This is a genomic window from Pseudomonas pseudonitroreducens, from assembly GCF_021603645.1.
Classification (GTDB): domain Bacteria; phylum Pseudomonadota; class Gammaproteobacteria; order Pseudomonadales; family Pseudomonadaceae; genus Pseudomonas; species Pseudomonas pseudonitroreducens.
The window spans coordinates 119,907-138,802 of the sequence record NZ_BQHJ01000008.1; the positions used below are offsets into that span (position 1 = coordinate 119,907).

General features: G+C 65.8%; 19 protein-coding genes. 8 read left to right on the forward strand and 11 right to left on the reverse strand.

The genetic code is table 11. From position 1 onward, the window contains the following. Positions 1–18 precede the first annotated feature (18 nt). The gene (locus L6D89_RS20045) at positions 19–420 is read left to right on the forward strand and encodes a hypothetical protein (protein WP_236200917.1); all 402 of its coding nucleotides are present in this window, start codon (positions 19–21) and stop codon (positions 418–420) included. 176 nt (positions 421–596) lie between these two features. Here L6D89_RS20045 and L6D89_RS20050 read toward each other — a convergent pair whose 3' ends face one another. After that, a complete protein-coding gene (locus L6D89_RS20050) occupies positions 597–1,217 on the reverse strand; it encodes an FMN-binding negative transcriptional regulator (RefSeq protein WP_236200918.1) in 621 nt (206 codons plus the stop codon). Between the two features lie 214 nt (positions 1,218–1,431). On the opposite strand from L6D89_RS20050, the gene L6D89_RS20055 reads away from it, so the two are divergent. The 3 genes from L6D89_RS20055 (at position 1,432) to L6D89_RS20065 (ending at position 5,018) form a co-directional block, all read left to right on the forward strand. Continuing rightward, positions 1,432–2,625: a GGDEF domain-containing protein gene (locus L6D89_RS20055; RefSeq protein WP_236200919.1), complete on the forward strand. Its 1,194-nt coding sequence runs from the start codon at positions 1,432–1,434 to the stop codon at positions 2,623–2,625. A gap of 108 nt (positions 2,626–2,733) precedes the next feature. Continuing rightward, positions 2,734–4,257: a sensor domain-containing diguanylate cyclase gene (locus tag L6D89_RS20060; protein ID WP_236200920.1), complete on the forward strand. Its 1,524-nt coding sequence runs from the start codon at positions 2,734–2,736 to the stop codon at positions 4,255–4,257. Then, positions 4,254–5,018, forward strand: coding sequence for an SIR2 family NAD-dependent protein deacylase (locus L6D89_RS20065; RefSeq protein WP_373874975.1), 765 nt, complete (start codon positions 4,254–4,256; stop codon positions 5,016–5,018). The genes L6D89_RS20060 and L6D89_RS20065 overlap by 4 nt, the downstream gene beginning before the upstream one ends. A gap of 765 nt (positions 5,019–5,783) precedes the next feature. Here the strand turns inward: L6D89_RS20065 and L6D89_RS20070 are convergent. From L6D89_RS20070 to L6D89_RS20085, 4 genes are read right to left on the reverse strand one after another with little or no spacing between them, the layout of a single operon-like run. Beyond that, positions 5,784–6,887 (reverse strand): agmatine deiminase family protein, encoded by a 1,104-nt coding sequence (locus L6D89_RS20070; protein ID WP_236200921.1) that lies wholly within the window; start codon positions 6,885–6,887, stop codon positions 5,784–5,786. A 10-nt stretch (positions 6,888–6,897) separates the two neighbouring features. After that, positions 6,898–7,998 carry an extracellular solute-binding protein gene (locus L6D89_RS20075; RefSeq protein ID WP_236200922.1) on the reverse strand — a complete coding sequence of 367 codons (1,101 nt, stop codon included), beginning with the start codon at positions 7,996–7,998 and terminating at the stop codon, positions 6,898–6,900. Positions 7,999–8,000: 2 nt separating this feature from the next. After that, complete coding sequence (aguB, locus tag L6D89_RS20080; RefSeq protein WP_236200923.1) at positions 8,001–8,903, reverse strand: N-carbamoylputrescine amidase; 903 nt, start codon at positions 8,901–8,903, stop codon at positions 8,001–8,003. Then, entirely contained in the window at positions 8,903–9,958 is a 1,056-nt protein-coding gene (locus L6D89_RS20085; protein ID WP_236200924.1) for an agmatine deiminase family protein, read from the reverse strand. The genes aguB and L6D89_RS20085 overlap by 1 nt, the downstream gene beginning before the upstream one ends. 133 nt (positions 9,959–10,091) lie before the next feature. Between L6D89_RS20085 and L6D89_RS20090 the strand changes: the two genes are divergently transcribed. Continuing rightward, positions 10,092–10,994 carry a LysR substrate-binding domain-containing protein gene (locus L6D89_RS20090; RefSeq protein ID WP_236200925.1) on the forward strand — a complete coding sequence of 301 codons (903 nt, stop codon included), beginning with the start codon at positions 10,092–10,094 and terminating at the stop codon, positions 10,992–10,994. Between the two features lie 164 nt (positions 10,995–11,158). Here the strand turns inward: L6D89_RS20090 and L6D89_RS20095 are convergent, their stop codons facing one another. Further along, complete coding sequence (locus tag L6D89_RS20095; RefSeq protein ID WP_236200926.1) at positions 11,159–11,590, reverse strand: helix-turn-helix domain-containing protein; 432 nt, start codon at positions 11,588–11,590, stop codon at positions 11,159–11,161. A 108-nt stretch (positions 11,591–11,698) separates the two neighbouring features. Between L6D89_RS20095 and L6D89_RS20100 the strand changes: the two genes are divergently transcribed. Further along, the gene (locus L6D89_RS20100; protein WP_236174056.1) at positions 11,699–12,289 is read left to right on the forward strand and encodes a flavodoxin family protein; all 591 of its coding nucleotides are present in this window, start codon (positions 11,699–11,701) and stop codon (positions 12,287–12,289) included. Beyond that, positions 12,286–12,510, forward strand: a complete 225-nt coding sequence (locus L6D89_RS20105; RefSeq protein WP_236174057.1) for a DUF2798 domain-containing protein — start codon at positions 12,286–12,288, stop codon at positions 12,508–12,510. Before L6D89_RS20100 ends, L6D89_RS20105 begins: the two co-directional genes overlap by 4 nt. Before the next feature lie 205 nt (positions 12,511–12,715). On the opposite strand, the gene L6D89_RS20110 is transcribed toward L6D89_RS20105, so the two are convergent. Continuing rightward, entirely contained in the window at positions 12,716–13,132 is a 417-nt protein-coding gene (locus tag L6D89_RS20110) for a hypothetical protein (protein ID WP_236200927.1), read from the reverse strand. A gap of 241 nt (positions 13,133–13,373) precedes the next feature. Here L6D89_RS20110 and L6D89_RS20115 point away from each other — a divergent pair, with 241 nt between their 5' ends. Next, positions 13,374–14,414, forward strand: a complete 1,041-nt coding sequence (locus tag L6D89_RS20115; RefSeq protein ID WP_373874976.1) for an alpha/beta fold hydrolase — start codon at positions 13,374–13,376, stop codon at positions 14,412–14,414. 63 nt (positions 14,415–14,477) lie between these two features. On the opposite strand, the gene L6D89_RS20120 is transcribed toward L6D89_RS20115, so the two are convergent. The 4 genes from L6D89_RS20120 to L6D89_RS20135 form a co-directional block, all read right to left on the reverse strand. Further along, positions 14,478–15,728: an OprD family porin gene (locus tag L6D89_RS20120; protein WP_236200928.1), complete on the reverse strand. Its 1,251-nt coding sequence runs from the start codon at positions 15,726–15,728 to the stop codon at positions 14,478–14,480. A gap of 79 nt (positions 15,729–15,807) precedes the next feature. Continuing rightward, positions 15,808–16,752: an electron transfer flavoprotein subunit alpha/FixB family protein gene (locus tag L6D89_RS20125; RefSeq protein ID WP_236200929.1), complete on the reverse strand. Its 945-nt coding sequence runs from the start codon at positions 16,750–16,752 to the stop codon at positions 15,808–15,810. Next, positions 16,752–17,501, reverse strand: a complete 750-nt coding sequence (locus tag L6D89_RS20130; RefSeq protein ID WP_236200930.1) for an electron transfer flavoprotein subunit beta/FixA family protein — start codon at positions 17,499–17,501, stop codon at positions 16,752–16,754. Before L6D89_RS20130 ends, L6D89_RS20125 begins: the two co-directional genes overlap by 1 nt. A 147-nt stretch (positions 17,502–17,648) precedes the next feature. Further along, on the reverse strand, positions 17,649–18,887 hold the full coding sequence (locus tag L6D89_RS20135) for a CaiB/BaiF CoA transferase family protein (RefSeq protein WP_236200931.1): 1,239 nt from the start codon (positions 18,885–18,887) through the stop codon (positions 17,649–17,651). Between the last annotated feature and the right edge of the window lie 9 nt (positions 18,888–18,896).

The following is an 18,896-nucleotide window of genomic DNA, read 5'->3' on the forward strand; positions in this document are numbered from 1 at the left end:
CCCCGCTATGATCGGGACATGCCCACCACTCCCCCACTTCGCCAGCAATGCCCGCCCGGTGCCTGTGACTGCGACCGGGAACGCCTGCTGGCCGATCCCGGCGCCGACCTGCGCATCCTGCTGCTGACCCGGCATGAAGAGCAGCGCCTGCTGGAACGCCTGGAGAACCTCAAGGACCTGGCGGACCTCGAGCGCATGCAGCACAAGCTCTACGAGCAGCTCGGCATCCGCCTGCAGATCGCCCCCGGCTTCAATGAAGTGCGCAGCATGCGCGGCATCGAGTTCGCTTTCGACGAGCAGCCCGGCCTCTGCCGCAAGACGCGCCAGGCGATCCCCGCCGCGATCCGCCGAGGCATGGAGAAGAACCCGGAAATCGCCTGGCGCCTGCTGGATTCCCACGACCTGCTCGGCGGGTTCTGATACCGCCCTGCAACAGCCGCTGGAACCACCCGGGAGCGTAGGAGCGGACTCCGTCCGCGATTGGCTCCCGTCCACGCCGATGCGACAAACAGGTACCAATGTGCCCCATAGGAGCAGAGCCTCTGCGTGATCCAGCCATGAAGCTGCCTGGAAGCGATCGCGGACGGAGTCCGCTCCTACTCCTTTGCCGACCGCATAGCCGCGGAAAGCTCCGAGCTGCCGAGTTGCTCCAGCCGCTCGGCGGCTCCCAGCCGATCCCGGTCTTCCTTGTTCTGGCTGAGCTTGGATTTGCCGACGATCTCGCTGATTTCCACCTCGATGCCGACAATATTGGCGAGCATGCCACTGATGAACTCCGGGGTGGAGTCGCTCATCTTCCACGGCCTTGCTTCACCGGCCTCGTGGGTGCGGGTCAGGCGGCCGACCACACCGCGCACGAAGCGCTCCTCGTCCATCACCTTCAGGCGACCGCGCACATGCACCACCTGGTAGTTCCAGGTCGGCACCTGGCGGTGCGCCTCATGCTTGCTCGGGTACCAGTTGGGCGACACATAGGCGTGCTCGCCACGGAAGATCACCAGTACTTCCTCGCCATCGGCCTCCTGCCACACCGGGTTGTTGCGGGCGACATGGGCCCGCAGCAGCGGCTGCTCGCCGGACAGTTCCAGTTCGAACGGCAGATGGTTGGCGTCCAGCAGGCCGCCATGGCCGGTGACCAGGATGCCCAGGGGATAGTCGCGGATGAGCCGGTGCAGCTCCTCCGGGCGGGTTTCCGCGAAATGCGCAGGTACGTACATGAAAGGCCTCGACAGCAGGTGATGGCGGTCATCATGCCGCCGTATTGGCACCCTATAAAGATCCATTACCGCCACTGGCAACCGAGCCAATCCCGAGCGACCGACGATTTGGTACACCCTGTGCATCGCCCCGCTGGACGGCAATGGTGCCGCCCCCTACTCTAGCCCTTGGCCAGCATTCGCCCCGGATGGCAGACACAGGCTCCCACTCTCGATGACCGCACCCGAGTTCCTCGCCGTTCCTCCCCGGCAATCCCAGGGGAGAATTCCGCCGCGCCTGCAGGATGCCTACAAGGCGTACGTGATCCAGCATTACCGGCGCTTCCTGCTGGCGATCAACTTCATCGCCATGGCCGCCTACGACTCCTACGTGCTGGCCGACGCCCTGCTGATCCCGGACATGGCCAGGGAATCGCTGTTCCTGCGCACGGCGCTCAGCCTGGTCGGCCTGCTCAACATCTTCCTGGTGTTCCGCTTCAGCCGCAGCGTGCTGGTGATGGACATGCTGATGCCGCTGCACGACATCGTCTCGACCATCGCCTGGTTCGAGCTGCTCAAGCGCAGCGCCTCGCCGGACGTGCCCTTCTTCCTGTATGCCTCGGTGGTGTTCATCCTGCTCGGCAACCTCGGCGTGCGCTACTCGTTCAAAGGCATCGCGCTGGTCTCGGCGATCATCTCGGCGATCATTCTCTACAACGTCTGGCTGATCCATGACGGCGCGGCCAAGCCGCTGCTGATCTTCACCCTGGTCTACCTGCCGATCGCGCTGTTCAGCCTGTTCATCAGCTGGACCAACATCAAGGGCGTGCGCCAGGCCTTCCTCGCCGATCTCGAGGAGCGCCGCCAGCGTGCCGAGCTCGCCGCGCTCAACCTGCGTCTGCAGGAACTGGCCACCACCGATGGCCTCACCGGCGTCGGCAACCGCCGCTCGCTGGACCTGCAGCTCAACGAGAGCTGGCACGGCATGTGCGCCCATGGCCGGCCGTTCGCCCTGCTGATGGCCGATATCGACTACTTCAAGCCCTACAACGACCATTACGGCCACCAGGCCGGCGACCGCTGCCTGTGCCAGGTGGCCGAGAGCCTGGTCGGCACCCTGCGCGGTGGGCGCGCCAACGTCTATCGTTATGGCGGCGAGGAGTTCGCCATCCTGCTCGAGGCAACCAGCGCCGAAGACCTGCGCAGCGTCGCCGAGCGGCTGCGCGAGCAGGTGGCGAGCCTGGGCATCGAGCATCTCTACCGGCCCGACAGCCTGCGCCACCTGACCATCAGCCTGGGCGCGGCGATGGCCAACGAGAGCGGCCTGCGGGAACCGCGTGAACTGCTCGCCCGCTGCGACCAGCACCTGTACGTCGCCAAGCAGAAAGGCCGCAACCGTGTGCAACTCAGCGGCCTGCAAGGCGTCTGACGAACGACCAGTAACCCGGCGCGCAGCGCTGGCGTCTCCCTGCACTTACGCCGGGCGATGCCCGCGCCACGTGGCAACCGCCACAGCAACCGACCCAACGAGGCCAGTGTGAAACGCGACATCCGCCTTGCCATTCTGCTGCTGTCCATCATCAGCCTCACCGTGGCCGGCGCCACGGCCTGGGAGCTGTGGTCGGCACGCGAGCGCACGCTGGCGGAAACCACCACGCACAACCTCAACCTTACCCAGGCGCTGGACACCTATGTCGAAGGCATCGTCACCCAGAGTTCCATGCTGCTGCTGGGCCTGGCCGAGCGGCTGGAGCACGAAGGCCTCGGCGCCCCTCAACTGCAACGCCTGAACGAACTGGTGCAGCGCCAGCAACACCTGCTCGTGCAACTCAACGGCGTTGGCATCTACGACGCCCAGGGCAACTGGCTGATGACCTCCACCGGGCCCTTCCCGCCCGGATCCAACAGCGCCGACCGCGCGTACTTCATCCACCATCGCGACAACCCGTCGCTGGAGGCATACATCGACGGGCCGATCCACAGCCGTTCCACCGGCGTCTGGGTGATCACCGTCAGCCGCCGCTTCAACGACGCCCAGGGCAACTTCGCCGGGGTGATAGTCGCCGCCCTGGGTGTACAGGACTTCCTGAGCCTGTTCGGCAAGATCGACATCGGCAAGACCGGCGCCATCGGCGTGGCCACCCGCAAGGGCCAGGTACTAGTGCGCTATCCCTTCCGCGAGAGCGACATGGGCCGCGTGCTTTCGCGCTCGCCGATCTTCACCGAGTACCTGGATGAAGCGACGGTCGGCAGCGCAACCTTCGCCTCCTCGCTGGACGGCATCGAACGCATCTACGCCTTCCGCAAGAACGAACGCTACCCGCTGGTGACCTCGGTCGCCCTGGGCAAGGACGAGGCCCTCGCCGCCTGGCGCGCCGACGCCCTGCGCACGGTGGCCATCGCCTTCGGCCTGCTGATGGTCATCGTGGTGATCGGCAGCCTGCTGATCCTCGCCATCCAGCGTCGCATTGGCACCGAGCGCTTGCTCCGGGACGCTCGCGAAGAGCTGCTCAAGGCCAACCGCCAACTGGAAGTGCTCGCCTCGCGCGACCCGCTCACCGGCCTGGAAAACCGCCGCAGCTTCGATGACCACCTGCTCGCCGAACTGCGCCGCGCCCACCGCGAGCGAACGCCGCTGGGCCTGCTGCTCATCGACGTGGATCACTTCAAGCGCTTCAACGACACCTACGGTCACCCCGCCGGCGATGACTGCCTGCGGCGCATCGGTCGTGTCCTCGCCGACAGTGTGCGCCGCCCTGGCGACCTCGCCGCACGCTACGGCGGTGAGGAACTGGCGGTGATCCTGCCGAACACCGCCGCCGACGGCGCCCTCGCCGTGGCCGAGCAGTTCATGAAGCGCCTGCAGCAGGCCAACCTCACCCACGCCGGCAGCCCGCTGGGCCGTATCACCGCGAGCATCGGCATTGCCACCCTGCCCGGCGGCAGCGACAGCAGCCCGCAGTCCCTCATCGAAGCCGCCGACCGCGCGCTGTACCGCGCCAAGGCTGCCGGCCGCAATCGCCTGGAAAGCGCGCCGACGCCGCAGGAAGCCGCGCGATGATCCTCGATGCCGCGCTGCTCGATGCGCTGCGCAAGGCCCACCATGTCGTGGTGTTCACCGGTGCCGGCGTTTCCGCCGAGAGCGGCATTCCCACCTTCCGCGACCGTCTCACGGGGTTGTGGGAGCGTTTCGACGCGGCCTCCCTGGCCACCGCCGAAGCCTTCCGCGCCGACCCGGCGCTGGTCTGGGGCTGGTATGAATGGCGGCGCAGCGTCGTCCGTCACGCGCAGCCCAATCCCGCGCACCTGGCCATTGCCGCGCTGGCGGGCAAGGTGCCGCGGCTCACGCTGATCACCCAGAACGTCGACGACCTCCACGAGCGCGCCGGCAGCCGGGACGTCACCCACCTGCACGGCCAGCTGGAACGCCCGCGCTGCTTCAAATGCCAGCGTGAGCCGGAAGCGCCGCTGCCACCAGCGGACGAGCCGGAAGCCGGCCGCCGCCTCGCCCCGCCGACCTGCGCCCATTGCGGCGGCCCGCTACGCCCGGGCGTGGTGTGGTTCGGCGAAAGCCTGCCAATGAACGCCATCAGCCACGCCTTCCAGGCCGCCGAGGATTGTGACCTGCTGATTTCCGTGGGCACCTCCGGCGTGGTCTACCCGGCGGCCGAAGCCCCCCAGGTCGCCTGGCGCGCCGGGGCGACCGTCCTGCACATCAATCCGGCACCGGGCCCGCTGCACGGCGAACGCGACTTCGCCCTCGCCAGCGCGGCGGGCGTTGCCTTGCCAGCTTTGCTGAACGCGGCTTTCGCCGCGTATTGATGGCGAAGTAGCTCTCGACCTACTCATTCATCATCCGAGCCGCTGGCAGCTCCTGTTCGCGAGCAAGCTCGCTCCTACAAAGAGCAACAGCAAGCCGGGGCCGTGTTCAGTTGCACGTTCCCCGGACCGGGTCCCACGTTGCTGATCGCGCAGGAACGCTCAACGTAGGATGGCGTGGAGCGCAGCGATACCCATCACCCACAACTCGGGCAGCATGGGTATCGCTGCGCTCCACCCATCCTACTCATCCATCATTCCAGCCACTGCCAGCTCCTGTTCGCGAGCAAGCTCGCTCCTACGAAGAGCGCCAGCAAGCCAGGGCCGTGTTCAGTTGCACGTTCCCCGGACCGGGCCCTTCGCTGCTGATCGCGCAGGAACGCTCAACCGTAGGATGGCGTGGAGCGCAGCGATACCCATCAATTCGTGCACCGACAGCATGGGTATCGCTACGCTCCACCCATCCTACTCATCCATCATCCGAGCCGCTGGCAGCTCCTGTTCGCGAGCAAGCTCGCTCCTACCAAGAGCAACAGCAAGCCGGGGCCGTGTTCAGTCGCACGTTCCCCGGACCGGGCCCCACGTTGCTGATCGCGCAGGAACGCTCAACGTAGGATGGCGTGGAGCGCAGCGATACCCATCATCCGCAGCTCGGGCAGCATGGGTATCGCTGCGCTCCACCCATCCTACTCATCCATTATTCCAGCCACTGCCAGCTCCTGTTCGCGAGCAAGCTCGCTCCTACGAAGAGCCCATCGGCACCGACCGCTAAACCGCCGGCATCTGCAACGTCACGCAATGGATGCCGCCACCCCCGGCGGCGATCGGGTCGATGTTCAGCTGCACGATCTCGCGGTCCGGGTAGAGTTCGCTGAGCAAGGCGTGGCAATGCTCATCGGCTGCCGCATCGCCGAACTTCGGCGCTATTACCCCGCCATTCACCGGCAGGTAGTTGATGTAGCCGGCGGCGAAGTCGGGATTGTCGCGGTTGTACGCGCTCGGCTTGGGCTTCATCGGCGGTGGCAGGGTGTGCAGCTTCAGCGGGCGGCCATCGGCATCCGTGGCGGTCTTGAGGATCTCCAGATGACGGCGGGTCACGGCGTGGTCATAGGATTGCGGGTCGTTGCCCAGGTTGACCACCACCACGCCCGGCTCGACGAAGCGCGCATAGAAGTCCACGTGCGCATCGGTGATGTCCTTGCCACGAATGCCCGGCAGCCAGATCACCTTGCGCAGCCCCAGCACGCGCTTGAGTTCGGCCTCGATGCGCGGCCGCGACCAGCCCGGGTTGCGGTTGCCGTTGACCCAGCAGCTCTCGGTGAAGATCGCCGTGCCGTGGCCGTCCACCTCGATGCCGCCGCCCTCCCCGCACAGTTCGCTGACGATGGCCTTGGCCTCCAGGTCCTCGGCCAGCGCCGCCGATACTTCGCGGTCGCGCTCGGCGTGCTGCTTGCCACCCCAACCGTTGAAGTTGAAGTCGGCCAGCGCCAGGCCACCCGGCGCGTCGTTGACCAAGAAGCAGCCGCCATAGTCGCGCACCCAGATATCGTCCACCGGCACCGGCAGGAAGTCGACATTCTGGCCGCTGCAGGCGCGCTTGGCCTCGGCCTGCTGTTCCGGCCGGCAGAGCACCGTCACCGGCTGGAATTCGGCGATGGCACGGGCCAGCCGCGCCACCGTGGCATTCACGTCCGCGGCGATGTCTTCCCAGATATCGGCGCTCGCGGCATAGGCGACGAACACCCGCTCCTGCTTGCGGTGTTCGTCGGGCATGTACCATTTGCCCGAGGCCAGGGCGACGCGCCCCAGCCCCAGGCCGAGCCCAGCGGCCAGCGTGATGCCGCTGCCGAGCAGGTTCCTGCGTGTCATCATCCTCGTCTCCTCAGCCGCCGGTGCCGGTCTTGAAACTGGTCCAGGTGCGCATCCGCGAGCGCATGTCGCGCTGCGGGATGTCCTTGCCGGGGAACAGTCGCGCGTATGCCTTCTCATCAAGATAGATGTCCGGGTTGTCGCGCATGCCGGCCTCGACCATCGGTCGCGCCTTGGCGTTGGAGGTCGGGTAGCCGGTGGCATTGCTGATCGCGGCCATGACGTCCGGGCGCATCAGGTAGTTGATCAGCGCATAGGCGTATTCCGGGTGCGGCGCATCCGCGGGAATCGCCATGGTGTCCATCCACACCGAGGTGCCTTCGCGCGGCACGCGGTACTCGAAGCGCTCGGGTTTCTTCGCTTCGTCAGCGGCACGTTGCGACTGGATCACGTCGCCGCTGTAGCCCAGCGACAGGCACAGGTCACCGTTGACCAGTTGCGTGACCGGCTGCGACTGGAACTTGCGGATGTACGGTCGAATGCCGTTGAGCAGCGCCAGGGCTTCAGCCAGATCCTGCGGCTTGCCGCTGCGCGGATCGCGGCCGAGGTAGTTGAGGACTACGGCCAGCACTTCGTCCGGCGAGTCGATCATCGAGATGCCGCAGTCGGCGAACCGTTTGGCCAGCTCCGGCTTGAACATCAGGTCGAGGCTGTTCACCGGTGCACCGGGCATGCGCTGCTCGATCTTCGCCTGGTTGTAGGTCAGGCCGATGCTGCCCCAGGTGTAGGGCACCACGGCGTGCCGCGAGTACGGGTACTTGGTCTGCAACGACTGCAGGCCCGGTTCGATGTCGCCCAGGTGCTGCAGCTTGCTGTCGTCCAGTTTCTGCAGGGCGCCGGCGCGCATCAGCCGCTCGGCGACGGTGTCGCCGGGGAAGATCAGGTCGTAGCCGCTGTGCCCGGCCATCATCTTGGCCTCCAGCGTCTCGCTGCTGTCCATCACGTCGTAGATGACGCGGATGCCGGTTTCCTTGGTGAAATTGGCCAGGGTATCGGGGGCGAAGTAGTCCGCCCAGTTGAACAGGCGCAGGACCTTTTCTTCCTCCGCCACGGCCGGTTGCAGGGCGCACGCCAGGGACAACCCCAGCGCGCCGATCAGCAGGTGCTTGTTCATGGTCAGACTCCTTGCCAGCGCGGGTGCAGGTGGCGGCCGTCGAGGCCGAGCAGCGGGCCGTACATTTCCGGGCGACGGTCGCGGTAGACGCCCCAGGTCAGGCGCTCCTCGCGGGCCAGATCGAGGTCCAGCTCCCGTACCAGCACGGCCGCCTCGTTGCGCCCGGCCTCGGCCAGCAGCGCGCCCTTGTGGTCGGTGATGAACGACGAGCCATAGAAGCGCATGCGCAGCTTGTCATCGCTGAGCGCCACTTCCTCGCCAATGCGGTTGGCCGCCAGAACCGGCAGCAGGTTGGCGGCAGCGTGGCCGCGCTGGGCGGTCTGCCAGTGGTCGCGGGAATCCAGTTGCTCGGCACCCGGCTCGGAGCCGATGGCGGTGGGGAACAGCAGCAGTTCCGCGCCCTGCAGTGCCAGGCAGCGGGCCGTCTCGGGGAACCACTGGTCCCAGCAGATGCCCACGCCAATGCGGCCGCCGGCGGTGTCCCAGACACGGAAACCGGTGTCACCGGGGCTGAAGTACTCCTTCTCCTGGTAGCCGATGGCGTTGGGGATGTGCGTCTTGCGGTACACCCCGAGCAGGCGGCCGTCGGCGTCGGCCACCGTCAGCGAGTTGAAGTAGGCGTTGCCGGCGCGCTCGAACCAGCTGATCGGCAGTACCACGTTCAGTTCCGCCGCCAGGCTGGCGAAGCGCTGCAGCAACGGGCTGTCATCGTAGGGCTGGGCCAGCGCGAGGTGGGCGTGGTCCTGCTCGATGCAGAAGTACGGCGTGGCGAACAACTCGGGCAGGAGGATCAGCCTCGCTCCGGCAGCCGCCGCCGCGCGCACGTGGCGCTCGGCTTCGGCGAGGTTGCGCGGCAGGTCCCAGCTGCAGGGGAACTGCAGCACAGCGACACTCAGCTTGCCCATCACAGGCCTCCCAGCGGCCAGGCCGGCTGCTGCTGGGTGATGCAGTGCACGCCGCCACCGCCATGGGCCAGGTTGTTGATGCGCACCGGCACCACTTCACGGCCGGGGAAGGCGCGCGCCAGTACCGTCGCGGCTTCGTCGTCGGCGGCGATGCCGTAGGCCGGCATGATCACCGCGCCATTGGCCAGGTAGAAGTTGGTGTAGGAGGCGCAGAACACTTCGGCCTCGGTATCGACAGCCGCAGTGGCTTCAAAAAGTTCGATCAACTCGAAGGAGCGACCCTGCGCGTCGGTGGCCAGCTCCAGCGCACGGCGGTTTTCGCGCGCGACTTCGGCGTAAGTGCTGGAAGCGTCGTGGGTGGCGTCCACCAGCAGCACGCCGGGGCGGGCGAAGGCGCACACACCGTCAACGTGGCCGTCGGTCATGTCGCCGGTGACGTACTGCGGGTCGCCCGGCAGCCAGATGGTCTTGGTCACGCCCAGCAGACGGGAGAAGATTTCCTCCATCTCGCGCTTGCTCACGCCGGGGTTGCGGTTGGGGTTGAGCAGTACCGATTCGGTGGTGATCAGCGTGCCTTCGCCGTCCACATGGATCGCCCCGCCCTCGTTGGCCAGCGGCGTGCCGAAGCAGTCCAGGCCCAGGTGATTGAGGATGCGGCGGCCCAGGCCTTCGTCCAGGGTATGCTCGGACTTGCCGCCCCAGGCATTGAAGCGCCAGCTCACGCCGGCCACGCCGAACTGAGGATGGCAGACGAAGGTCGGCCCGGAATCGCGGCACCAGCTGTCATCGATGGGCAGCGGCACCAGTTCGACGTTCGGCCCGCACAGCTCGGCGGCGCGGTTCATGGCGGACGGATGCACCACCAGTTTCACCGGCTCGAAACGGGCAATGGCGTTGGCAACACCGGCGAAGTCTTCCTGCACCTGTTCCAGGGTGACGCGCCAGCCGCCCTCCCAGAGCGGACGGTTATGCGGGAATGCCATCCAGGTTGCCGCGTGGTTGACCCATTCGGCAGGCATGCGCCAGCCGTTCTGCCTATCGTCGATGCGATGCATATTCGAACCTTTGGTAAGGAATTTTTATCGGAGGGAAAGGGTTAAGCGGCGCCTGATGACAATCCTAGGCCTGTAAAAACGCGGCAACAAACGATAGATTTTGCGTAAATCTGATTAGACGAACTTATCGATCATGCTCAAACACTGGCCTCCCCTGAACGCCCTGCGCGGCTTCGAAGCCGCCGCGCGCCTGGGCAGCTTCCACAAGGCCGCCGAGGAGTTGCACCTCACCCAGTCGGCCATCAGCCAGCAGATTCGCAGCCTGGAAAGCTTTGTCGAGCAGCCGCTGTTCTACCGCTCGGGGCGCAAGGTGGCGCTGACCGACGCCGGCGCCGACCTGCTCAGCACCACGCAATCCATGCTGCAGCAACTGGCCGTGGGTATTCGCCGCCTGGACCAGTACCGCAAGCCCAACCAGTTGGTGGTCAACACCACCCCGGCCTTCGCCCGCCACTGGCTGGTGCCGCGCCTGGGCGACTTCCACGCGCGCCATCCGCAGATCGACCTGTGGCTGCTGACCACCGACGAAACCCCGGACATGTCCACCCAGACCATCGACATCGCCGTACGTGACGACCTCGCCGCACAGGCCGAATGCCGCTTCCGCGTGCTGCTGGAGGACCGCCTCTACCCGGCCTGCCACCCTTCCGTGCTGGCACAGGCGGAGCCGTCGCGCACTACCCTGCACGGTGAACGGGAGATGGACTGGGCGCACTGGCAGGTGCAGGGCGGCGCCGACGTCGGCCAGCGCAGCGAGGGGCTGAACTTCTCCGATCCCGGATTGCTGCTGGATGCGGCGAGCCAGGGCCTGGGCATCGCGCTGGTAAGCCAGTTGCTGGCCGGTGACGCGCGGGCGAATGGCTTGCTGGCGCCACTCAGCGAACAGACCGTGCGCGGGCCGAACTGGTCGCTGCTGGTGCATCAGCAGAGCGAGCGCAATGCGCAGGCAGTGGGGTTCTGCGAGTGGCTGGAAGCCGCGCTGGAACTCCCCCTACAGAAAGCCTGTCTCTCAGAGGGAACTGTCCGTGCCGGCTGACGCCATGCTTTCATCCCGCATCGCACAGTCCCCTTCCAGGTGAGGGTTAGGGCAAGCCCCGCGCAGGACTTTCACCTCCGTAGGGCGCATAACGCCTATGGCGTTATCCGCCTTGTCGGCGGATAACCCGTTCCGGGTTATTCGCCCTACGAAGACACCACCGATCAGGTCTTGCCCTTTTTCAACCGCCCCCGTTCCTGCTTCCCCTCCAGCGCACTCTTCGCCGCCGCCTTCACCAGGCGCTGGAAGGTCGGGCACTCCGCGTGGCTGGGCGCCGGGCACGCCGCCGCATGGCGCAATCCACGGCTCATTGCGCGCAGCCGCTTGATCGTGGCATCCAGCTCGTCCGCCTTGGCCACCAGCATCTGCCGATCGATGTTCGTGCTGCCGTCGCCGGCAAACATCGAGCGGATATCTTCCAGGCTGAAACCCGCCGACTGCCCCAGGCTGATCAATGCCAGCTGGTCGAGAATCTGCGGCGCGAACTGGCGGCGCGAGCCAGGTTTTGCGAGCGAGACGATCAACCCCTTCTCTTCATAGAAACGCAGGGTGGATGCCGGCACGCCGGAGCGTCTGGCTACGTCAGCGATATCCATGGAACACCTCTTGACCTCAAGTTCGCTTGAACTTGTAGATTCACGCCAAAGCCCCTTCCGGTCAACCCGGACGCGGAATTGACCTTGCGTGCGAAACAGGAGAACCCCATGAAAAGCATCGCCATCGTCTACCACAGCGCCAGCGGCCGCACCGAACACATCGCCCGGACCATCGCCAGCGGAGCTCGTCTGGTGCCAGGCAATGAAGTGCATCTGCTCAAGGCGCAGGAGTTGATCGAGCAGCCGCAAGCGCTGCTCGGCTACCATGGCCTGGTTCTCGGCTCGCCCACTTACCTGGGCGGCGTCTCAGCGCCGCTGAAAGCCCTGATGGACGCCACCGGGCCGCTCTGGCGCCAGCAGAAGCTGCGCGGGCGCCTCGCTGCCGGATTCACCGTCTCGGCGCTGCCGGCGGGCGACAAGCAATCGACGCTGATCGCGCTGTTCACCTTCTGCATGCAGCACGGGATGCTCTGGGCCGGCAACCCGATCCTCCCCGAACAGCATCTGGGCGTGCCTCCGGAAGAGGCGGCCAACCGCCTGGGTTCCTGGTCCGGCCTGATGGCCCAGGCCGACAAGACCGCGCCGGACTTCTGCCCCGGCGACCTGAAGACCGCGCGCTTGTTCGGCCAGCACTTTGCCGAAACCCTCAGCCGCCTTCAGCAGCCACAGTTCGAGCACGCGCAGGAGGCCCACGCATGATCCCGCGCCGTTACGCGCCGCTGCTGTTCGCACTGATTCTGTCCGGGGTGATGAGCCTGCTGGTCTCCGGCCTCGCCACCGGGCGCGCGGTCGGCCTGGCGCCAGGGTTCGCCCGGTTATGGCTCGGCGCCTGGCTCGGCAGCTGGAGCATCGCCTTCCCGCTGGTGCTGCTCATCGCCCCGCTGACGCGCCGCCTCGTGGAGAAGCTGGTTCGCGCGTAGGAGCGGGCGCCGCCCGCGATGGCGCCAGCCTGCGGGGAACGTTATGCGTAGGATGGGTGGAGCGCAGCGATACCCATCGTTTCGAGCCACGCAACAGCATGGGTATCGCTGCGCTCCACCCATCCTACAAAAGCCACGAAACCCACCCCCAGGGTAGGAGCGGACTCCGTCCGCGATCGCCATCCGCCAGCGGAGGTGTATCGCCTTACTGCTGAATCCCGTCAGTGAACCGGCAGAAGCCGTCACGCACCGCGCCTTCGGTGGTGTACATACCGCCCAGGGTGACGAAGACATAGCTTACCTTCGAGCCCGACCCCGCCTTCTCCACCACGATGTTCAACGGCGCATTCCGGCTGCTCAGGATCACGCCCTGGTAGGCGGAGATGGTGCCGCTCTTCTCGTCGGCGTTCTGGATGGTGAAGCCCTCCTTCACCAGGGTCTTCTGCGCCCGGTCGAAGACCTTGGCGTATGGCATGTCCAACTGCACGTTGGAGGTGAAGGTCTTGCCGGCGATGAAGCCGCCTTCGGTGTTGAAGTTGTCTTCGCACTGCTTGCCGGTCTTCTGGTGCGCGCAGCCCTGCAACAGGGCGGCGGCGAGCAGAATCATCGTGACTCGTCGCATCATCGTTCCTTGATCTGGTGGGGCCGCCATCCCTGCGGGTCTACAGCGGCGAAGGGGTTTTATAAGCCGAGGGCCTGCGCCCTGACCAGACTTTTCCTTGCCCGGTGAGAGGTTCGACACGGGAAAAATCGCCAATAACCCCCTCAAGCACGCACTTTCGTGCCATTCGTCCCGGAATTTTCCCAGCAGAGGATTCATGCTCGCCTACGCTTTGTCCGGCCCACCCCAACAAGGAAAAGACATGTCGGAGCACTTCGATAGCAGCCGCCGCGACCTGATGCGCCTGGCAGCGGTAGCACTCGCCGCCACCCAATTGCCCGCCGTCGCCCTGGCGGCCAGCGAGAAGAGCAAAGCCACCGCGTCACTGAAGGCCGGTACCCACACCAGCTTCAAGGCGCTCAAGCAGATCGATGCCGGCCTGCTCAATATCGGCTATGCCGAAGACGGCCCGGCAGATGGCCCGGTGGTGATCCTGCTGCATGGCTGGCCGTACGACATCTACAGCTTCGTCGACGTAGCGCCGGCGCTGGCCGCACAAGGCTTCCGGGTCATCGTGCCGTGGCTGCGTGGCTACGGCAGCACGCGCTTCCTCTCGGAGCAGACCATGCGCAATGGCCAGCCCGCCGCGGTGGCCAGCGACATCATTGCGCTGATGGACGCGCTGAAGATCGACAAGGCCGTGCTCGCCGGCTTCGACTGGGGCGCACGCACCGCCGACATCATTGCCGCCCTCTGGCCGGAGCGCTGCAAGGCGCTGGTGGCGGTCAGCGGCTACCTGATCGGCAACCAGGCCGCCGGCCAGCAACCGCTGCCGCCGGAAGCCGAGTTCCTCTGGTGGTACCAGTTCTACTTCGCCACCGAGCGCGGCGCTGCCGGCTACGCGAAGAACACCCGCGACTTCACCCGGCTGATCTGGAAACAGGCCTCACCCAAATGGGACTTCGATGAAGCCACCTTCGAGCGCAGCGCCAAGGCGTTCGAAAACCCCGACCACGTCGCCGTCACGATTCACAATTACCGCTGGCGGCAGAACCTGGCGGCAGGCGAAGCGCAGTATGACGAGCTGGAACAAAAGCTCGCCAAGGCGCCGCCGATCAGCGTGCCGACCATCACCCTGGAAGGCGACGCCAACGGCGCGTTCCACCCGCCACCCAAGGCCTACGCGGCGAAGTTCACCGGCCACTACGAGCATCGCACGCTGACCGGAGGCATCGGCCACAACCTGCCGCAGGAAGCACCGGAGGCATTCGCCAAGGCCGTCGTCGACGTCAGCAAGTGGTAAGGCCCACGTCGAACGCATGAAAAAGCCCCGCCTGAGCGGGGCTTTTCGGTAGTGCCTGGCGCGTTACCAGATCGGCAAGGTGTAGCTGACGATGAAGCGGGTCTCGTCCATGTCGTTGCCGAAGCTGCTGCGGAAGGTACTGTTGCGCAGCTTGAAGCCGACGTTCTTCAGCGGGCCGCTCTGTACCAGGTAGCCGACATCGGTGTCGCGCTCCCACTCCTTGCCGTTGCCCTGGCCGTTCAGCAGGTCGATGTTGTCGCCGCGCAGGTAGCGGGTCATCAGGCTCAGGCCGGGCAGCCCGTAGGAGGCGAAGTTGAAGTCGTAGCGCAGTTGCCAGGAGCGTTCGTCCTTGTTGGCGAAGTCGCCGATCTGCACGTAGTTGACCAGGTACGGGTCGGTGCCGGACAGGTAGGCGAAGCCGGTGTCGCCGGACATGCGCTGCAGGCCCAGGCCGAACGCCTGGTTGCCCAGCTTGTAGGTGAACATGGCGTTGAGCGCGCGGTTGTCGACGTTGCTGCCGCCATCGTCGGTGGAGCGTGCCCAGCGGATGTCGGACTTGAGCGACTGGCCCTCGGCAATCGGCAGCGTGTGCACCAGGCTCACGTAGTGCTGGCGATAGAGGTCTTCGAGGTTGGCGTAGTGATAGCTGGTGCTCAGCTGGCTGTTCCAGCGGTAGGTGCCGCCGGCGATGTTGAAGCGATCGCTGGTGAGGTGGCTGCCGGCGACGATATTGCGCTTGTTGCCGCGGGTCATCGACAGGTCTTCGTCGTTGGACGAATCACGCTGCTTCACCTCGCGCAGCTGGCCGAGCTGCAGGTCGAGGTCGTCGAGTTCCTTCGACTCCACCAGCGCGCCCTGGAAGGTCTGCGGCAGCAGGCGGGTGTCGTTGTACTGCACCACCGGCAGCTTGGGCAGCAAGGTACCGACCTTCAGCGTGCTCCTGGATACGCGCAGCTTGGCGGTGAGGCCGAGGTCGCTGTAGTCGTCGGCGGCGCGCTTGTCGCTGGCCGAGTAAGGCAGCAGACCGGAGCCGGAGCGGTCCGGGCTGGAATCCAGTTTCAGGCCCAGCAGGCCGAGGGCATCGACGCCCACGCCGACGGTGCCGTCGGTGTAGCCCGATTCGTAGCGCAGCAGGAAGCCCTGCGCCCATTCCTCGGATTTGGACTGCGCGGCACCGCTCTGGCGGTAGTCGCGGTTGAAGTAGAAGTTGCGTGCTTCGATGCTGGCCTTGCTGTCGGCGAGGAAATCCGCGTGGGCGAACGAGGGCAGCAGCGCCAGTCCGGAGACCAGCACAGGGGTACGACGATTTTTCATTGTTCTTGTTTCTTTCTACTGGGGTGTTGGCAAAACGCCGGGCCGATGACAGCTGGCCCGGCCAGGGGAATGAGCAGGATCAGAGGGTCTTTTCCAGCTCCGGTACGGCTTCGAACAGATCGGCGACCAAGCCGTAGTCGGCGACCTGGAAGATCGGCGCCTCTTCGTCCTTGTTGATCGCAACGATCACTTTCGAATCCTTCATGCCCGCCAGGTGCTGGATGGCGCCGGAGATGCCGACGGCCACGTACAGCTGCGGAGCGACGATCTTGCCGGTCTGGCCGACCTGCATGTCGTTCGGCACGAAGCCGGCGTCAACGGCGGCGCGGGAAGCACCGACGGCAGCGCCCAGCTTGTCCGCCAGGGAGTAGAGGATCTTGAAGTTGTCGCCACTGCCCATGCCACGGCCGCCGGAAACGACGATCCTGGCAGCGGTCAGTTCCGGACGGTCGGACTTGGCCAGCTGTTCATCCAGGTACGCCGAAATGCCGGCATCGGCCGGGCCGGAAACGGCTTCAACAGCAGCGGAACCACCTTCGGCAGCAACGGCGTCGAAGCCGGTGCCACGTACGGTGATGACCTTGACGGCAGCCGAGGACTGCACGGTAGCGATGGCGTTACCGGCATAGATCGGGCGCTTGAAGGTGTCGGCGCTGACGACTTCGATGATCTCGGAGATCTGGTCGACATCCAGCAGGGCGGCAACGCGCGGCAGGAAGTTCTTGCCGTTGGTGGTGGCGGCGGCCAGCACGTGGCTGTAGCCCTTGCCCCCCTCTCCGTTCACAAGAGCAGCGATCAGCGGAGCCACATTCTCCGGCAGTTGGTGAGTGTAGGCGGCGTTGTCGGCGACCAGCACCTTGGCAACACCAGCGATCCTGGCAGCGGCTTCAGCCACGCCACCGACGTTCTGGCCTGCGACCAGGACGGCGATGTCGCCACCAATCTTCTGCGCCGCAGCAACGGTGTTCAGAGTGGCGGCGCCCAGGGCGCCATTCGAATGTTCTGCAACAACCAGCACCGTCATCAGATCACCTTCGCTTCGTTCTTCAGTTTCTCGACCAGTTCGGCCACCGATTTCACCTTGATGCCGGCGCTGCGCGCGGCAGGCGCTTCGACCTTGAGAGTCTTCACGGTCGAGGCCGTGGAGACACCCAGCGCGTCAGGGGGGAGGAACTCCAGCGGCTTCTTCTTCGCCTTCATGATGTTGGGCAGCGACGCGTAGCGCGGCTCGTTCAGGCGCAGGTCGGTGGTGACGATTGCCGGCAGGTTCAGGGCAACGGTCTGCAGGCCGCCGTCGATTTCACGGGTGACGTTGACCTTGTCGCCAGCGACTTCAACCCTGGAGGCGAAGGTGCCTTGCGCGTAGCCGGTCAGCGCGGCCAGCATCTGGCCGGTCTGGTTGTTGTCGCTGTCGATGGCCTGCTTGCCGAGGATGACCAGCTGCGGCTGCTCTTTGTCGACGATGGCCTTCAGGGCCTTGGCAATGGCCAGGGAATTCAGTTCTTCGTTGCTCTCGACCAGCACCGCGCGGTCGGCACCCAGCGCCAATGCGGTGCGCAATTGTTCCTGCGCGCCACTCGGGCCGACCGAGACCACCACGATCTCGCTGGCGACGCCTTTCTCTTTCAGGCGCACAGCCTCTTCAACGGCGATTTCGCAGAAGGGGTTCATGGACATCTTGACGTTGGCGAGATCAACGCCGGAGTTGTCCGCCTTGACGCGGACCTTGACGTTGTAATCGACCACGCGCTTTACCGCGACCAGTACTTTCATCAGGGATATTCCTTGGCTGGCGCCGTCATCCGGCGGCGCTGCGGTTGGTTTGTGTTCGCGAGCAAGCTCGCTCCTACAGGTCCAGGCTTGCGCCGGTGCGCTCTTCGTAGGAGCGAGCTTGCTCGCGAACGGATTCAGGCCAGGGCGTCAGGCCTCACCGAGCTGCTCGATCACCCCCTCGGCCTTCAATTGCGCCAGGCGTGCGTCATCGATCCCCAGGCGGCGCTTGAGCACCTCGTCAGTGTGCTCGCCGAGCATGGGCGCCGGGCGCTGGTATTCCACCGGCGTCGCGGACAATTTCAGCGGGCTGCCGACCATGCGGAAAGCCGGGTTCTGCGCGTGGGGGATCTCCACCAGCATGTCGCGGGCGACCACCTGTGGCTCGTCCAGCGCGCGACCGATATCGTTGATCACACCGACCGGCACCTTCTTCGCGTGGATGCGCTTCACCCAGTTATCGGCGGTGTCGCCCTGGAAGTGCTCGGCCAGCTTGCCGACGATGATGTCGCGGTTGCGCACGCGGTCGGCGTTGCGGGTGAAACGCGGGTCCTTGGGCAATTCCGGCAGGCCGATGGCATCGCACAGCGAAACGAACTGGCTGTCGTTGCCGCAGGCGATGATGAAATCCATGTCCTGCGCGCTGAACACCTGGTACGGCACGATATTGACGTGGGCATTGCCCTGGCGGCCCGGCGAGCGGCCGGTAGCAAGGTAGTTCTGGCTCTGGTTGCCGAGCATGGCGACCTGCACGTCGAGCAGCGCCATGTCGCAGTGCTGACCACGGCCAGTCTTCTCCCGCGCCAGCAGCGCGGCCTGGATGGCGACCACCGAGTAGAGGCCGGTCATCACGTCCGACACGGCAACGCCGACTTTCTGCGGGCCGGCGCCGGGCACGCCGTCCTTCTCGCCGGTGATGCTCATCAGGCCGCCCATGCCCTGGATGATGAAGTCGTAGCCGGGCTCCTCGGCGCGCGGGCCGGTCTGGCCGAAGCCGGTGATGGAGCAGTAGACCAGGCGCGGATTGACCTTCGACAGGCTCTCGTAGTCCAGCCCGTACTTGGCCAGCGAACCGGCCTTGTAGTTCTCGATAAGCACGTCGCACTCGCAGGCCAGGGCGCGCACCAGCGCCTGGCCTTCTTCGGTGGCCAGGTTCAGCGCCACCGACAGCTTGTTGCGGTTGGTCGACTGGTAGTACGCCGCCTCGGAGCTGTCCGAGCCGTCGGCGGCCTTCATGTAGGGCGGGCCCCAGCCGCGGGTGTCGTCACCCACGCCGGGCCGTTCGATCTTGATCACTTCCGCGCCCAGGTCGGCCAGCACCTGGCCGCACCAGGGGCCGGCCAGCACGCGGCTGAGGTCGAGTACGCGGTATCCGCTCAAAGCACCCATCTTCAACTC

Coding starts and splice junctions, on each gene's coding strand:
- L6D89_RS20045 (WP_236200917.1), top strand. CDS start 19: ATGCCCACCACTCCCCCACTTCGCCAGCAATGCCCGCCCGGTGCCTGT.
- L6D89_RS20050 (WP_236200918.1), bottom strand. CDS start 1,217: ATGTACGTACCTGCGCATTTCGCGGAAACCCGCCCGGAGGAGCTGCAC.
- L6D89_RS20055 (WP_236200919.1), top strand. CDS start 1,432: ATGACCGCACCCGAGTTCCTCGCCGTTCCTCCCCGGCAATCCCAGGGG.
- L6D89_RS20065 (WP_373874975.1), top strand. CDS start 4,254: ATGATCCTCGATGCCGCGCTGCTCGATGCGCTGCGCAAGGCCCACCAT.
- L6D89_RS20070 (WP_236200921.1), bottom strand. CDS start 6,887: ATGATGACACGCAGGAACCTGCTCGGCAGCGGCATCACGCTGGCCGCT.
- L6D89_RS20075 (WP_236200922.1), bottom strand. CDS start 7,998: ATGAACAAGCACCTGCTGATCGGCGCGCTGGGGTTGTCCCTGGCGTGC.
- aguB (WP_236200923.1), bottom strand. CDS start 8,903: ATGGGCAAGCTGAGTGTCGCTGTGCTGCAGTTCCCCTGCAGCTGGGAC.
- L6D89_RS20085 (WP_236200924.1), bottom strand. CDS start 9,958: ATGCATCGCATCGACGATAGGCAGAACGGCTGGCGCATGCCTGCCGAA.
- L6D89_RS20090 (WP_236200925.1), top strand. CDS start 10,092: ATGCTCAAACACTGGCCTCCCCTGAACGCCCTGCGCGGCTTCGAAGCC.
- L6D89_RS20095 (WP_236200926.1), bottom strand. CDS start 11,590: ATGGATATCGCTGACGTAGCCAGACGCTCCGGCGTGCCGGCATCCACC.
- L6D89_RS20100 (WP_236174056.1), top strand. CDS start 11,699: ATGAAAAGCATCGCCATCGTCTACCACAGCGCCAGCGGCCGCACCGAA.
- L6D89_RS20105 (WP_236174057.1), top strand. CDS start 12,286: ATGATCCCGCGCCGTTACGCGCCGCTGCTGTTCGCACTGATTCTGTCC.
- L6D89_RS20110 (WP_236200927.1), bottom strand. CDS start 13,132: ATGCGACGAGTCACGATGATTCTGCTCGCCGCCGCCCTGTTGCAGGGC.
- L6D89_RS20115 (WP_373874976.1), top strand. CDS start 13,374: ATGTCGGAGCACTTCGATAGCAGCCGCCGCGACCTGATGCGCCTGGCA.
- L6D89_RS20120 (WP_236200928.1), bottom strand. CDS start 15,728: ATGAAAAATCGTCGTACCCCTGTGCTGGTCTCCGGACTGGCGCTGCTG.
- L6D89_RS20125 (WP_236200929.1), bottom strand. CDS start 16,752: ATGACGGTGCTGGTTGTTGCAGAACATTCGAATGGCGCCCTGGGCGCC.
- L6D89_RS20130 (WP_236200930.1), bottom strand. CDS start 17,501: ATGAAAGTACTGGTCGCGGTAAAGCGCGTGGTCGATTACAACGTCAAG.
- L6D89_RS20135 (WP_236200931.1), bottom strand. CDS start 18,887: ATGGGTGCTTTGAGCGGATACCGCGTACTCGACCTCAGCCGCGTGCTG.